Genomic DNA, 13,192 nt, shown 5'->3' with positions numbered 1-13,192 from the left:
GAGTTTCAGCTGCTACTGCCTTATCATCAGCTGAACCAGCTTTTGCTGCATTACCGGCTTCACCACCAGCTGGTGCTGTAGCAGAAGCTTCAGTAGCTGTCGTTGTTGTCGTTGTTGTGCCACCTTTATGATCTGCGCCTTTTTCAGCTCCAGCTAGTGTTGGAACAGCAGCAAACATAACAAGAACGGCAGCGAGTGCGAAATTTTGAACCATAATAAACTCCTTAAATATTATTTAACATTATTAATACAAACCCATGGCCTGGACACATTCGTCACGCCGGGCCTGGATAAGTAACTAATATGACACCTTGTTTGTCAGGTCAATAGGAATTCAGCATAAAAATAAAATATTTGATTAAGTTGATATTGAGTGTTAATTTTTGACGTTACTTCTATCAATATAGGGGGGTTAAAATGACATCAGAGATGACCCTAATGCATTTGATGTGCGCCAAAATTTGTCATGATTTAAGCGCCCCTGCAAGTGCAGTTGCAATGGGGTTAGAAATGTTGGCGCAAACCCCTCAAGATTTATCCACACGCGATCTCATAGCTTATAGTTCCCAATCAACAATCTCCAAACTTGAGCTCTTTCGCTGTCTTACAGGTTTTTCAGGCATGGACAACAAACCCACAGGGGTAGATTTGGAAAAGGCGTTAAAAAACTATTGGCCCGACAATAAAATTAGCGTTGCCTGGAAAATCCAGAATCTGGAAGATCTCCAAGGTCCCTCAGCCCGGTTGATCCTGGCAGCGTTATTAACCGCAGCAGATGGCCTCCCACGAGGAGGGACTCTCACAGTGAACCCGAACCTTCAGATTGTTGCTGAGGGACCCACGGCGCGATTGAGGGATGATGCCATGCACGCGTTGACGGGTCATACGTCTCTTAAACAGCAATCTGCTGGAACAATCGTTCCTTACTTTGCAAACACCCTAGCGCAAAATTTAGGCGGCAATATCCGATTCGAGGTAGTCGGTGAAAATCAATTCCAGATTGAGTTGGTTGGATAATTACTGTTTTTATTTCAAAAGATGGCTGGGGTGCAAGGATTCGAACCCTGGAATGGCGGGACCAAAACCCGCTGCCTTACCACTTGGCTACACCCCAATTTTGAAATTGGACTTGATTGTCAAAAAATAATACCAAGTTTGACAGATTTTGCAATGGGTTTCATGCTGTTTCCCCAAATGATTTTAGTTTTAGGGTCTATATCAGCATAAATAAGCCCAAACATCCCCCTTAAGAGTCTCCCCGATGACTCACCAAGTATACCCTCCATCCTATATGAAATTCCTACCTGCAAACTTCGCAGCGAGTCCTTGATTTATCCCAAGATCTCTATGATACCATAATATTTTCGAACGATTTAATGGTTCATACCTTAGGAAGCATATGATAGGATAATTCAAACCACGGCAAAACCTTGGAAATTATATAGCCATGATACAATATGCAATGGAAATCTTTATAACCCTTTTCGCAGTGATTAATCCCATTGGTATTATCCCGATATTTGTTGGGTTAACGCACCGAGAGAGCCTTGCCCAGAAAAAGATTATTGCTTTTCGAGGTGTCATTATTGCAGCAATCATCCTCTTAGTTTTTGCGTTCGTGGGTGATTACCTTCTTGATTATTTGGGTATATCTGAAGCTGCCTTTAATATTGCAGGAGGACTGCTATTGTTAAGAGCCGCCTTCAACATGGTATTGGCCCAACCTTCTGGCATTGGGGTGACAACACGTGCAGAAAATGAAGAAGCTGAAGAGAAAGAGGATATCTCAATATTTCCCCTGGCCATCCCCTTAATTGCAGATCCTGGTTCTATCTCCACTGTCATTTTGCTAACCCGTGGCGTTGAAACGTACTACTCCTATGAAGGAATAATTGTTCTCGTTCTTTTGTTTGTTTTGTCCATTACTTATGTTTGTTTGAGGCTATCGGAGCCTATTGCAAAAATCTTAGGCATTACGGGAACAAATGCGATCAGCCGTGTTTTTGGAATTATCCTTGCGGCTTTATCGATTCAATATGTCCTAGATGGTATTAATATGTTTATGAAAACACCCCCAACACAACATATCATAACGCATCCTTTTAAATAACAATTATCCTTTCATTTGTTTCATCAATTAAAATATTGTAAGTTTCGAACACTTTGCAGCGGATCCTTGATCTTTTCAACAATCCGCTGCAATCGCATCTTTTACCTTATAGGTCTTTTTCAACCATCGCCGGGCAGAATCACTCACCTTAGAATCGATCATGGCAGATTCATAAACGGCTTTTTTCAAAGAATCATCGCCCCCATACATATCATCCATAAGATCTTCCCAAGATGCCTGAAGAACATCTGCGCTCATCGTTTCAACCTGATCTAGAAGCCCATAGATCCGCTCCTGAAATGTATTTTATGAATGAAGCAAATTGTGGTTAAGTAAATGCTAGCTTTACCCCCCAATTCCTGTCAACGTCAAAGACTGAACCTTAGCCCTAATATCCCTATTTTTTTGATAAACCCTAAAAGTTCTGCCAAATTACTTGAGTTCACGACCACAATCCCCTATAGTTTTTTCAATATTCGGCAAATTTTTAATGCATTTAAGGGTTCTTAAGAAGAATGTCATCAGCAATTTTGGTAACTGGCGCTGCCGGCTTTATTGGGTTTCACACAAGCCTTGCATTATTAAAAAAGGGGCAAACTGTTGTTGGCATCGACAACGTGAACCCTTACTATGATGTCAAACTAAAAGAAAATCGCCTTAAAATTCTGCAAGAGTATCCTAACTTTCATTTCCACAAAATTGATATCAGCGATCGAGACGCCATGGAAAAAGTTTGGAAAGCTCATGCCCCCATCCTTCAGGTCGTCCACCTCGCCGCCCAAGCAGGCGTCCGATACTCTCTGGTTGACCCCTTCCCTTACATCACAAGTAATATCATGGGTTTTATGGTGATATTAGAGCTGTGTCGCTACCAGCCGGGCTTCCAACATTTGGTCTATGCCAGTACATCTTCTGTCTATGGAACCAATAAGGATATGCCCTTTTCAGAAAGCCAACGGACTGACTCGCCAATGTCTTTGTATGCGGCAACAAAACGCTCCAATGAGCTCATGGCCCAGTCTTACCACTATTTATATAATCTGCCTGTCACGGGTTTGCGCTTCTTCACGGTTTATGGTCCTTGGGGTCGTCCTGACATGTCTGCATTTAAATTTATGAAAGCGATGATGGCGGGAGAGCCTATTGATGTTTACAATAACGGCAAAATGGCAAGAGATTATACCTATATAGATGACATTGTTGATGGCATCATTGGCGCTTTGGGGCACACACCGTCCGTGGCAAATGATCAGATGCATCCCGTCTATAATATAGGCAATAACAAAAGCGAATCCCTTATGGACTTTATTGGTTTATTAGAAAAATCTATGGATATGACGGCCGTGAAGAACTTCATGCCTCTCCAAGATGGCGATGTTCCTGCAACGGCAGCCAATATATCAGCCGCCCAAAATGACTTCGGCTATGCCCCTACCACCCCTATTGCTGTGGGCATCCCCCGTTTAGTGGCTTGGTATAAAGAGTACAATGGATTAGAATAAATTTAGTCAACCAAACCTATAGGATGTTTAATGACCCTATCATTTACTTTTCCTGGACAAGGTTCTCAAGTCGTTGGCATGGGACGAGAATTTGTTGAAACGTTCCCAGCGGCACGACAGGTGTTTGAAGAGGTTGATGAGGCCTTACAACAGAAATTCAGCAAGCTCATTCTAGAAGGCCCCCAAGACACCCTGACCCTCACGGAAAATGCTCAGCCTGCCATTATGGCTGTGAGCATGGCCATTGTCCGCACCCTAGAAGCAGAACTTGGAAAACCTCTCTCTTCATTATGTACGTATTTAGCCGGGCACTCCCTTGGAGAATATACAGCCTTATGTGCAACAGGCGTCTTTTCCATCCCCGACACAGCTCGCCTGCTTCGGTTGCGCGGACAAGCGATGCAAGAAGCCGTTCCGATAGGTGTCGGCGCAATGGCTGCCATCTTAGGACTCGATGCTCTTGAAGTTGAAGCCCTCGCCAATGATGCGGCCTTGGGCGAAGTTTGTGTGATTGCCAATGACAACTCCCCAGGCCAAATTGTGTTGAGTGGTCACAAAGGGGCAATTGATCGAGCAATCACCCTTGCCAATGAGCGTGGGGCAAAGCGGGCCATCCCACTCGAGGTGAGTGCTCCTTTTCATTGCTCTCTCATGGAGCCTGCCGCCAGAGCCATGGCACCTGCCTTAAAAGAAACACAAATGAACGAAGCCCAAAAGCCTGTTATGTCAAATGTCACGGCGATGCCCATCAAAGAGACGAGCCTCATTCGCTCCCTTCTCATTGACCAAATCACCGGACGGGTTCGTTGGCGTGAAATTGGCTTGAATTTAGGCAGTCTTGGTGTCACAAATGTTATTGAAATTGGGGCTGGAAAAGTCTTAACAGGTCTTATCAAACGCATTGATCCAGGCCTCGAGGCAAGCTCCATAAACACGCCAGCGGACATGGATGCGTTTTTAAAGACGCTTTAATATCATTAAATAAGAAGGAAAATAAATGTTTCAACTTAACAATCTCACAGCACTTATAACGGGCGCTTCTGGTGGCATCGGCAGCGCGATTGCCAAGGCTTTCTATGCCCAAGGGGCAACAATTGCGATTTCTGGCACTCGGGTAGATGCCTTGAAAGCCTTGGCCGCTGAATTAAAAGCAACGGGCGGCAAAAATGAAATATATATTGTGCCTTGTAATTTATCCGACGCTGAAGCCGTTGAAGCTCTTTTCCCAAAAGCCGAAGAATTGATGGGCAAAGTTGACATTCTTGTAAACAATGCGGGCATTACGCGCGATGGCTTGACCATACGCATGAAAGATGAAGACTGGGATCAAGTGTTAGATGTGAACTTAACATCCTCCTTCCGATTGTGCCGCGCGGCTTTGAAATCCATGATGAAAAACCGCCATGGTCGCATTATCAACATCACCTCCGTTGTTGGGGTGACCGGCAATTCAGGGCAGGCCAATTATACGGCCTCGAAGGCGGGACTCATCGGTTTGTCCAAATCTTTGGCCCAAGAAGTTGCAAGCCGTGGGGTTACCATTAATTGTATTGCCCCTGGCTTCATCACTTCCTCCATGACCGGCGTTCTTTCCGATGCGATAAAAGAAAAGATCTTAAACTCCATCCCTCAAGGCAGGATGGGCGCTCCTGAAGAAATTGCCTCTGGGGCCGTTTTCCTAGCAAGCCCAGAAGCTGCCTATATTACAGGGCAAACCTTGCATATAAATGGGGGAATGTTGATGAGCTGACAGAGAAAGCTTGAATTTTGTCAAAATACAGGGTAATTAGAGACAAGATTGTTCATTATCTATTGAAGATTTTGCACAACGAGTTATAATTATGCATAAAATTAAAGAGAGGAATTAAAATGTCTGAAGTAGCAACCCGCGTAAAGGAAATCATCATTAAGCATCTCGATGTTGACCAAAGCAAAGTAACAGAAAATGCAAGCTTTATTGATGATCTCGGCGCTGACAGCCTTGATACAGTTGAATTGATCATGGAATTTGAAGAAGAATTTGGTTGCACAATCCCAGACGATGCTGCTGAAAAGCTCCGCACCGTTAAGGATGCTATCTCTTATATTGAAGCGAACAACGCGTAAAAGTTTGTTCTGGAAGAATTCTTAAGAAGAAGAGTAAAGACATGACTCGTCGCGTTGTTATTACCGGTATTGGCGTTGTCTCCCCTTTGGCCGATGGAGCTGAATTAACATGGAAAAAGCTAATTGCTGGTCAATCAGGCATTCGAGCTATTACAGCGTTTGACGTCTCAGATCTGCCTGCCAAAATTGCCGGGATGGTTCTTGAGGGTGACGGGCCTGGCTTGTTTCAGGCCGACAAGTACATGTCTTCTAAAGATCAGCGCAAGGTGGACAAGTTTATCTTGTACGCCGTTGCTGCTGCGACCCAAGCGGTTGAAGATTCGGGATGGATGCCTGAAGATGAAGAATCTCGCGAACGCACCGGTGTCATGATCGGCTCCGGTATTGGTGGGTTGCCTGAAATCGAAAGCACCTCTCATGTCTTAAAAGAAAGCGGCCCCCGCCGGGTCAGCCCTTTCTTCATTCCCGCCTGCCTCATTAACCTGGCCTCAGGTCACGTTTCCATCAAATACGGCTTTAAAGGTCCCAACCACGCGGTTGTAACGGCATGTGCTACTGGCGCTCATGCTATTGGAGATGCCTCCCGCATGATCATGTTTGGGGATGCAGACGTCATGGTTGCCGGCGGCACGGAAGCTGCTGTCTGTCGTATTGGGTTGGCCGGATTTGCCGCCGCACGAACGCTTTCTACACAATATAATGATACACCTGAAAAGGCCTCCCGCCCTTGGGATGAAGGCCGTGACGGCTTTGTCATGGGCGAAGGTTCCGGGATCGTTGTATTGGAAGAATATGAGCACGCTAAGAAGCGCGGTGCCAAAATTTACGCAGAAGTTATTGGCTATGGCATGTCCGGGGACGCCTATCACCTCACCGCGCCTGCGGAGGATGGCAATGGCGGTTTCCGTGCGATGCGCGCAGCATTAAAGAATGCCGGCGTTACCCCTGATCAAATCGATTACATCAATGCCCATGGCACCTCGACGCCTATTGGGGACCCTGTCGAAATTGCGGCCGTGAAACGCCTGTTTGGAGATGATCTCAAGAAAGTATCCATGTCCTCCACCAAGTCAGCCATTGGGCATCTATTAGGAGCCGCTGGCAGCATTGAAGCCATCTTCTGTGCCCTTGCCATCCGGGATCAAATTGCCCCTCCGACCCTTAACTTGGACAAGCCCTCAGAAGGATTTGGCGACCTGGATCTCGTTCCTCACAAAGCCAAACAACGTCCCATCAACATCGTCCTTTCCAATTCCTTCGGATTTGGGGGCACGAACGCATCCCTTGTGTTGAGAAAAATTTAAGACGATTTTACGAAGTCTCCTCCACTTCACTTTCAGGAGGTGTCTTGATTCTCTGCGATGCTGATCCTTCGGTTGGATCATGAAGCAAGGTATCCACCCAGTGTAAGTCAAGGGGTGTTTTAGGAGGATGAGAATAGAGCCATTCATCATAATCCAGACCTGTAATCATGTCATCTTCCCCTTTAATTTCTTCCGTCTCTTCTTCTGATGTATCATGACTTCGTGACTCTTCTGATGGACCGTGACACTTTCCAAGATCAGGATAGCCATTAGCAAAATACGCCTTCATTAAGCTCTGAACTTCTGTAAATTCAAGCTCTAGATACCTGGCGAGCACATGGGAACTCAAAGACAAATCTTGCTCAGAATCAGATGATTCATTAGGGGCTAAAGAGGGAGCGGCAACGGGACTCGGTTTTTCTTGGCTTGGTGCCTCTCGTTTAAGAATCGCTTTCCAGGGCGAACCTGGTGATGGATCTACACCAGATGGCTTTCGCAGAGGAAGTTGTTGTTGAGGTGCCTGTGCTGAAGGAGTACTTTTAGGACATTGTGCAACCAGAGATGAATCCTTAATATAGCTTAAAATAGCCAAGCGATGATTTCGATGAAGCCTGGCTTTTCCATTACCATTATCAAAACGCATAAGCTCTTCATCAAGAATATTCAGTTTTTTGTGCCTCAAGAAACGTTCATAAGCCTCGCGAACTGCGTCCTCTTGCTTCTTCCATAATTTGCTGTCTTTGTTTACCTCATTACAAGCATCGATGACAGCTTGGGGAGATGGGACCCACGCTTTCGGCGGTTTTGGCTGTTCAAGACTTGAAATATAGAACTGAATCGCTTCAACTTGACGTTGATGAAGCAACCCATTTCTTACAGCCGCTTGAAGAGCTGAAAAGAATGTTTCCCTTGTTTGGCCTTTCTGGAAATAGATACCTTTTAGGTCGCTTGGTTGACGCCTATCTAATGCATAATCAGGGTCGTACTGTTTAACAGCAGCTATAATGTTTGCTAAAGGAGGAAGTTGGAAAACTGAACTGGGTGTACTGACCCCCATCTTGGGTGTGCTTTTTCCTGAACCACATCTTAGACGTTCTTCTTCCATCGCATTAGATGAAAAAGTTACCAATATATTCAAAATATATAATACTAAAATAGATCGCAATGAAGTTTCCTCATTAAGAGAAAAGAAAGTTTATAAAAATTGTTTTTCAGATATTTATAAGAACATTGGTGAATAGAGTCAAGAAATTTGTAGTTTGCGTATATTTGTGAATAATATTGTTGGTCAACAATCGTGAGGTTTCTTTATCTATCTTCTGCAATCAAATAACCAGGAGAGGTTCTTTTCTTTGCTCCTGGTTCGATTTCTTCATCAATAAAGGGAGTCCCCTATTCTATTTTAGAGAATAGAACATCCCTTCTTATTTGTTCCAGGAGTTGACGTTGTTGCATCTGGCTCTGAGTCCTGATCCTTTTTTTCCTCTTTCTTATCGTCTGCAACCACTGCCGTTGTTGAAGCAGCAACTCCATCAGGCTTCGCTTTCTCTTCTGATGCATGGCTTAGAGAAAATGCTGAAAGCACGAACAGGAACAACACTATTTTTTTCATTCTTATAAATCCTTTAGTAAAATCATTGATAACTTTTTGAGATATAAAAGAGATTATCTTATTTGTCAAAAGAATCTTCTGCTTTAAAATATGTGACAACATTTCTTCAGATTTACATCATCTGCCTCACCTTTTTGAGCTGTTGCAGGCTCCGGAGCGTCAGATGTTTCCACTGTGTCTTCTCCATCATTTGAATAGTCTCCAAAGAGAACTATATCTAAAAAAGTCACGTTCTTATTAACCTTGCCCTCTGGCCTTTCATCACACAGATTCACTGGCTTGTGAGAACGAAAGACCATAGGCGTTAATGGCACATTATAAAGTTCCTCTGACTTATCCTTTTCACCCTCAGATGAACTGATTTCAACAAGAAAGCGCATATCAGAATCCATGTCGTTCTTAATAGCTTCACCTGCGTAACATATTGAAAATGCGTTAATGATTAAAAATATGGCCATTATTCTTTTCATTGATTCATTCCTTATTTTTTTTTATTTCTTCGTCTGTCGATGGCGTGAATAACTCTCGCGCTAAATCCACTCCAGGGCTTAAGTTTAGAGGGGACCCACCTGTTAAAAACCTTGCTTCTTTCTCTTCATCAACTTGATGTTCTTCTGTCTCTTCAAATCCCTCTAAACCTTCAGGATGATAAGGTGTATTCCCCGCATACATAAGACGCCATTCTTTAGGGGGGACCAGAAAACAAGGGGAGGATCCCATCACAGGCGTGACGAAGTCCGGTGTTCCATCTCCCATTACAGGCGTGAAGGGAACCCCTTTTTCATCGAGCATTATGTCATTGGTTGTAGAACCTTTTTTGGAAACTAAGATGTCAAAACCCGGTGTGAACGGGACCTTTTCGCCATCCTCAACTGCAAGACCTATTCCAATTGTGCCAACGACGAGCATTAACTTGCTGAGATTTTTCATTTCACGTACCTAATTTATAAAGATGAATAGATTTAAAGATATAAAAGAGTAAATTACATTTGTCAAACAGAGTCTATTTGTACAATGAGAAGAAGTTCTTCACCTAATTCACCCTCTTCACTTCCTCTTAACTTATCCAAAATTATACTAAAAAGCGAATGGATCGTTTGCGCCTTAATAGGATCAAAATTGTGACAAGGGGAATTGCATCCAATGAAAAAAACAGGTAGGAAAGAAAGAACAATAATCAATACCCCCTCTGGACACTTTGTAGGGATGGGGTATGATATACTTAAGGTAGGAATGTATGACGGAACAATTACAGACTGCAAAAGCAGTCGAGAGTCCTTATCCAAAAGAGGGTCTAATGAGTAAAAAGAACCAGTCTGCAGCTGAACTGATCAAGTGTTACGAACAGATGCTGTTGATCCGTCGTTTTGAAGAACGCGCAGGCCAACTCTATGGGATGGGCCTGATCGGTGGTTTCTGCCATCTCTACATCGGCCAAGAAGCGGTCATCGTGGGCCTTCAGGGCTGCGTCCAGCCTCAAGACACCGTAATCACTGGGTATCGGGATCATGGACACATGTTGGCCTGTGGGATGGACCCCAATGGCGTTATGGCTGAATTAACCGGTCGCGCCTCGGGATATTCCAAGGGCAAGGGCGGCTCAATGCACATGTTTAGCCGCGAGAAGAATTTTTTTGGGGGACACGGCATTGTCGGCTCCCAAGTATCCCTTGGCACCGGCATGGCGTTTGCCCATAAATATAAAAGCGATAATGGCGTTTGCTTGACATATATGGGAGATGGCGGCGTTAACCAAGGCCAAGTCTATGAGTCTTTCAATATGGCAGCCTTATGGAAACTCCCGGTCGTCTATATCGTTGAAGATAACGGATACGCCATGGGAACCTCTGTTGCCCGAGGATCTGCCAATGGCGAGTTCCATAAACGGGGTGAGCCCTATGACATTCCAGGACGCGTGGTTGATGGGATGGATTTGTTTGCCGTACAAGAAGCTGGCGCCTGGGCCCTAGAGCATGCCCGATCTGGCAAGGGCCCTGCCCTTCTCCACATCAAGACTTACCGTTATCGCGGACACTCTATGTCTGACCCTGCAAAATACCGAACAAAAGAAGAGGTTGAAAAGGTTCGTCAAGAACATGACCCTATCGACACTTTCCGAGCCTATCTTTTGAAGAAAAAACTGTCGACCGAAGACGCTCTTAAAGTTATCGAAAAAGAGGTGCGGGATATTGTAGCTGAATCTGCAACTTTTGCTCAAGAATCCCCAGAGCCAGATGCAGCCGAACTCTACACAGATGTATTGATCTAAAGGAATACCATAAAAATGACACAAACATTAACGGTTCGAGAAGCCTTGAGAGACGCCATGGCGGAAGAAATGCGGCGGGATGAGTCAGTCTTTCTCATCGGAGAAGAAGTGGCCGAATACCATGGCGCCTACAAGGTAAGCCAAGGCTTATGGGAAGAATTCGGCAACAAGCGCGTTGTGGATACCCCCATCACAGAACACGGATTTGCAGGACTTGGAGTAGGCGCGGCTTTCTTGGGGTTGAAACCCATCGTTGAGTTCATGACCTTTAACTTTTCCATGCAAGCCATTGACCAAATCATTAATTCTGCCGCCAAGACGCTGTATATGTCCGGTGGTCAGATGGGATGCCCAATCGTTTTTCGTGGCCCTAATGGCGCGGCCTCACGGGTGGGAGCTCAACACTCCCAATGTTTTGCCAGCTGGTACGCCCATTGCCCAGGATTGAAGGTTGTCTCCCCCTACTCTGCCGCTGATGCGAAAGGATTGTTAAAGTCCGCGATTCGCGATCCCAATCCAGTCATTTTCTTAGAAAATGAGTTGATCTATGGACGCTCCTTTGAAGTGCCTGACGATTCAGATCTTTTGATTCCTCTGGGGAAAGCAGCCGTGGTTCGCCCCGGTAAAGACCTTACCATCACGGCCTTTTCAATCGCTGTTGGGTATGCTTTAGAAGCCGCAGACGAACTGGCCAAAGAAGGAATCGATGCGGAAGTCATTGATTTGCGCACCATTCGCCCCCTTGATGAGGAAACAATTCTGCGCTCTGTCCAATCCACAAACCGATTGGTCAGCGTGGAAGAAGGATGGCCTTTCGCAGGAATCGGCTCCGAAATATGCGCTTTAGTTTGTGAAAAAGCATTTGATTATTTGGATGCGCCCCCATTACGTGTTGCCTCTGAAGATGTCCCCTTGCCTTATGCGGCAAATTTAGAGAAACTAGCCTTACCAAATGTCGGAAAAATCATCACAGCAGCGAAAGCTGTTTGTTACAAATAGGGAAGACCACATGCCGATTAGCATCTTAATGCCCGCACTTAGCCCCACAATGACCGAAGGAAATCTCATTAAATGGCTGAAAAAAGAAGGGGACAGCGTTAAGGCTGGAGATGTTTTGGCCGAAATTGAAACCGATAAGGCCACCATGGAGGTTGAAGCGGTCGATGAAGGCACCTTGGGCCGCATTGTTATTCCCGCAGGAACTGAACAAGTTGCAGTGAATAGTGTGATTGCCCTTCTTCTCGAAGAAGGAGAAGATGCAGCGTCGCTCAATAAGGCAGCGGCTGCACCACAAGCAAAACCTACTGAGGCAAAAGCAGCTGATGCGCCTTCTTCAAAAGTCATTTCAATAACTGCCCCTGAAAAATCAACGCCTACTTCTCTTCAAAAAGCCACAAATGCAGGCGAAAGAGTGTTTGCAAGCCCACTTGCCCGACGTTTGGCTGAACATACGAATGTGGATCTGCATACCATTTCTGGCACCGGCCCCCATGGTCGCATCGTTAAATTAGATGTGGAAAGTGCAACGAAATCACCGAAGCCAGCTGGTGGAACAACGATTGCGCCCGTTTATGGAGAGTCTGGTTATATCGATCTCCCTTTGAACAATATCCGAAAGGTGACCGCTAAACGCTTAACCGAATCAAAACAGCAAGTCCCGCACTTCTACCTCACAACGGATTGTACGTTAGATGCCCTTTTGGCCTTGCGCAGTGATCTCAATGCACGCCTTGAGGATGAGAAAATCTCCGTTAATGATTTCATCATTCGGGCAACGGCTCTGGCCCTCCTTAAGGTCCCTGAAGCCAATGTGTCTTGGCAAGAAACTTTTTTGCGTCAATATCAGTCGGCCGATATTGCGGTTGCCGTTGCCATTAAGGACGGTTTGATCACACCAATTATTCGGGCAGCCGATCAGAAATCTTTACGTCAAATATCAGGACAAATGAAGACATTAGCTGAAAAAGCAAGATCAGGGAAATTAGCGCCAGAAGAATTTCAAGGGGGGACATTTACCATCTCTAACCTTGGCATGTATGGCATCACTCATTTTGGAGCCATCATTAACCCACCTCAAGCGTGTATTTTAGCCGTTGGTAAGGGCGAGCAACGACCCGTTATTAAAGATGGACAAATTCAAATTGCTACCCTAATGACCTGCACGCTTTCCGTTGACCACCGCGCTGTTGATGGTGCAACAGGCGCAGGATTCTTGGCGGCATTTAAAGAATTGATCGAGGATCCGTTACAACTGCTGATATAGAAATTTCATATGGTATGTTGAATAAG

General features: G+C 45.1%; 16 protein-coding genes and 1 tRNA gene. 10 read left to right on the top strand and 7 right to left on the bottom strand.

Features of this window, described 5'->3' with window-relative positions; all coding sequences use genetic code 11:
• The coding region (locus K2Y18_09195; GenBank protein MBX9805909.1) for a hypothetical protein at positions 1 to 214 on the bottom strand (214 nt) is incomplete at its 3' end.
• A gap of 203 nt (positions 215 to 417) precedes the next feature.
• Here K2Y18_09195 and K2Y18_09190 point away from each other — a divergent pair.
• A complete protein-coding gene (locus K2Y18_09190; protein ID MBX9805908.1) occupies positions 418 to 1,017 on the top strand; it encodes a hypothetical protein in 600 nt (199 codons plus the stop codon).
• Between the two features lie 22 nt (positions 1,018 to 1,039).
• On the opposite strand, the gene K2Y18_09185 is transcribed toward K2Y18_09190, so the two are convergent.
• Positions 1,040 to 1,114 (bottom strand) — tRNA-Gln (locus K2Y18_09185).
• A 333-nt stretch (positions 1,115 to 1,447) separates the two neighbouring features.
• Between K2Y18_09185 and K2Y18_09180 the strand changes: the two genes are divergently transcribed.
• On the top strand, positions 1,448 to 2,110 hold the full coding sequence (locus K2Y18_09180) for a MarC family protein (GenBank protein ID MBX9805907.1): 663 nt from the start codon (positions 1,448 to 1,450) through the stop codon (positions 2,108 to 2,110).
• 75 nt (positions 2,111 to 2,185) lie between these two features.
• Here the strand turns inward: K2Y18_09180 and K2Y18_09175 are convergent, their stop codons facing one another.
• Positions 2,186 to 2,368 carry a hypothetical protein gene (locus K2Y18_09175; protein ID MBX9805906.1) on the bottom strand — a complete coding sequence of 61 codons (183 nt, stop codon included), beginning with the start codon at positions 2,366 to 2,368 and terminating at the stop codon, positions 2,186 to 2,188.
• 257 nt (positions 2,369 to 2,625) lie between these two features.
• Between K2Y18_09175 and K2Y18_09170 the strand changes: the two genes are divergently transcribed.
• The 5 genes from K2Y18_09170 to fabF all read left to right on the top strand — a co-directional run bounded on the left by K2Y18_09170 (position 2,626) and on the right by fabF (position 7,022).
• On the top strand, positions 2,626 to 3,612 hold the full coding sequence (locus tag K2Y18_09170) for an NAD-dependent epimerase/dehydratase family protein (protein ID MBX9805905.1): 987 nt from the start codon (positions 2,626 to 2,628) through the stop codon (positions 3,610 to 3,612).
• Between the two features lie 30 nt (positions 3,613 to 3,642).
• Positions 3,643 to 4,584 carry an ACP S-malonyltransferase gene (gene fabD / locus K2Y18_09165; protein MBX9805904.1) on the top strand — a complete coding sequence of 314 codons (942 nt, stop codon included), beginning with the start codon at positions 3,643 to 3,645 and terminating at the stop codon, positions 4,582 to 4,584.
• A 25-nt stretch (positions 4,585 to 4,609) separates the two neighbouring features.
• Positions 4,610 to 5,362 (top strand): 3-oxoacyl-[acyl-carrier-protein] reductase, encoded by a 753-nt coding sequence (gene fabG, locus K2Y18_09160; protein MBX9805903.1) that lies wholly within the window; start codon positions 4,610 to 4,612, stop codon positions 5,360 to 5,362.
• 119 nt (positions 5,363 to 5,481) lie between these two features.
• Positions 5,482 to 5,718 (top strand): acyl carrier protein, encoded by a 237-nt coding sequence (locus K2Y18_09155; protein MBX9805902.1) that lies wholly within the window; start codon positions 5,482 to 5,484, stop codon positions 5,716 to 5,718.
• A gap of 41 nt (positions 5,719 to 5,759) precedes the next feature.
• On the top strand, positions 5,760 to 7,022 hold the full coding sequence (gene fabF, locus K2Y18_09150) for a beta-ketoacyl-ACP synthase II (GenBank protein ID MBX9805901.1): 1,263 nt from the start codon (positions 5,760 to 5,762) through the stop codon (positions 7,020 to 7,022).
• Positions 7,023 to 7,029: 7 nt separating this feature from the next.
• On the opposite strand, the gene K2Y18_09145 is transcribed toward fabF, so the two are convergent.
• The 4 genes from K2Y18_09145 to K2Y18_09130 all read right to left on the bottom strand — a co-directional run bounded on the left by K2Y18_09145 (position 7,030) and on the right by K2Y18_09130 (position 9,564).
• Positions 7,030 to 8,187 carry a hypothetical protein gene (locus K2Y18_09145; protein ID MBX9805900.1) on the bottom strand — a complete coding sequence of 386 codons (1,158 nt, stop codon included), beginning with the start codon at positions 8,185 to 8,187 and terminating at the stop codon, positions 7,030 to 7,032.
• A gap of 237 nt (positions 8,188 to 8,424) precedes the next feature.
• A complete protein-coding gene (locus K2Y18_09140) occupies positions 8,425 to 8,634 on the bottom strand; it encodes a hypothetical protein (protein MBX9805899.1) in 210 nt (69 codons plus the stop codon).
• A gap of 83 nt (positions 8,635 to 8,717) precedes the next feature.
• Entirely contained in the window at positions 8,718 to 9,104 is a 387-nt protein-coding gene (locus tag K2Y18_09135) for a hypothetical protein (GenBank protein MBX9805898.1), read from the bottom strand.
• A gap of 4 nt (positions 9,105 to 9,108) precedes the next feature.
• A complete protein-coding gene (locus tag K2Y18_09130; protein MBX9805897.1) occupies positions 9,109 to 9,564 on the bottom strand; it encodes a hypothetical protein in 456 nt (151 codons plus the stop codon).
• A gap of 367 nt (positions 9,565 to 9,931) precedes the next feature.
• Here K2Y18_09130 and pdhA point away from each other — a divergent pair, with 367 nt between their 5' ends.
• From pdhA to K2Y18_09115, 3 genes are read left to right on the top strand one after another with little or no spacing between them, the layout of a single operon-like run.
• The gene (gene pdhA, locus K2Y18_09125; protein ID MBX9805896.1) at positions 9,932 to 10,903 is read left to right on the top strand and encodes a pyruvate dehydrogenase (acetyl-transferring) E1 component subunit alpha; all 972 of its coding nucleotides are present in this window, start codon (positions 9,932 to 9,934) and stop codon (positions 10,901 to 10,903) included.
• Between the two features lie 15 nt (positions 10,904 to 10,918).
• Positions 10,919 to 11,902 carry a pyruvate dehydrogenase complex E1 component subunit beta gene (locus tag K2Y18_09120; GenBank protein ID MBX9805895.1) on the top strand — a complete coding sequence of 328 codons (984 nt, stop codon included), beginning with the start codon at positions 10,919 to 10,921 and terminating at the stop codon, positions 11,900 to 11,902.
• Between the two features lie 10 nt (positions 11,903 to 11,912).
• Complete coding sequence (locus K2Y18_09115) at positions 11,913 to 13,166, top strand: pyruvate dehydrogenase complex dihydrolipoamide acetyltransferase (GenBank protein ID MBX9805894.1); 1,254 nt, start codon at positions 11,913 to 11,915, stop codon at positions 13,164 to 13,166.
• Positions 13,167 to 13,192 lie beyond the last annotated feature (26 nt).

The organism is Alphaproteobacteria bacterium (assembly GCA_019746225.1).
Taxonomy (GTDB): Bacteria; Pseudomonadota; Alphaproteobacteria; order Paracaedibacterales; family VGCI01; genus VGCI01.
The sequence above is the reverse complement of the archived record's forward strand: the minus strand, read 5'-3'. Positions and strand labels throughout refer to the sequence as shown.

Excerpts from the sequence above, each read along its gene's own strand:
- K2Y18_09140 (MBX9805899.1), bottom strand. The coding sequence starts at position 8,634 with ATGAAAAAAATAGTGTTGTTCCTGTTCGTGCTTTCAGCATTTTCTCTA.
- fabD (MBX9805904.1), top strand. The coding sequence starts at position 3,643 with ATGACCCTATCATTTACTTTTCCTGGACAAGGTTCTCAAGTCGTTGGC.
- fabG (MBX9805903.1), top strand. The coding sequence starts at position 4,610 with ATGTTTCAACTTAACAATCTCACAGCACTTATAACGGGCGCTTCTGGT.
- K2Y18_09190 (MBX9805908.1), top strand. The coding sequence starts at position 418 with ATGACATCAGAGATGACCCTAATGCATTTGATGTGCGCCAAAATTTGT.
- K2Y18_09170 (MBX9805905.1), top strand. The coding sequence starts at position 2,626 with ATGTCATCAGCAATTTTGGTAACTGGCGCTGCCGGCTTTATTGGGTTT.
- K2Y18_09115 (MBX9805894.1), top strand. The coding sequence starts at position 11,913 with ATGCCGATTAGCATCTTAATGCCCGCACTTAGCCCCACAATGACCGAA.
- pdhA (MBX9805896.1), top strand. The coding sequence starts at position 9,932 with ATGAGTAAAAAGAACCAGTCTGCAGCTGAACTGATCAAGTGTTACGAA.
- K2Y18_09180 (MBX9805907.1), top strand. The coding sequence starts at position 1,448 with ATGATACAATATGCAATGGAAATCTTTATAACCCTTTTCGCAGTGATT.
- fabF (MBX9805901.1), top strand. The coding sequence starts at position 5,760 with ATGACTCGTCGCGTTGTTATTACCGGTATTGGCGTTGTCTCCCCTTTG.
- K2Y18_09135 (MBX9805898.1), bottom strand. The coding sequence starts at position 9,104 with ATGAAAAGAATAATGGCCATATTTTTAATCATTAACGCATTTTCAATA.
- K2Y18_09155 (MBX9805902.1), top strand. The coding sequence starts at position 5,482 with ATGTCTGAAGTAGCAACCCGCGTAAAGGAAATCATCATTAAGCATCTC.
- K2Y18_09120 (MBX9805895.1), top strand. The coding sequence starts at position 10,919 with ATGACACAAACATTAACGGTTCGAGAAGCCTTGAGAGACGCCATGGCG.
- K2Y18_09175 (MBX9805906.1), bottom strand. The coding sequence starts at position 2,368 with ATGAGCGCAGATGTTCTTCAGGCATCTTGGGAAGATCTTATGGATGAT.
- K2Y18_09130 (MBX9805897.1), bottom strand. The coding sequence starts at position 9,564 with ATGAAAAATCTCAGCAAGTTAATGCTCGTCGTTGGCACAATTGGAATA.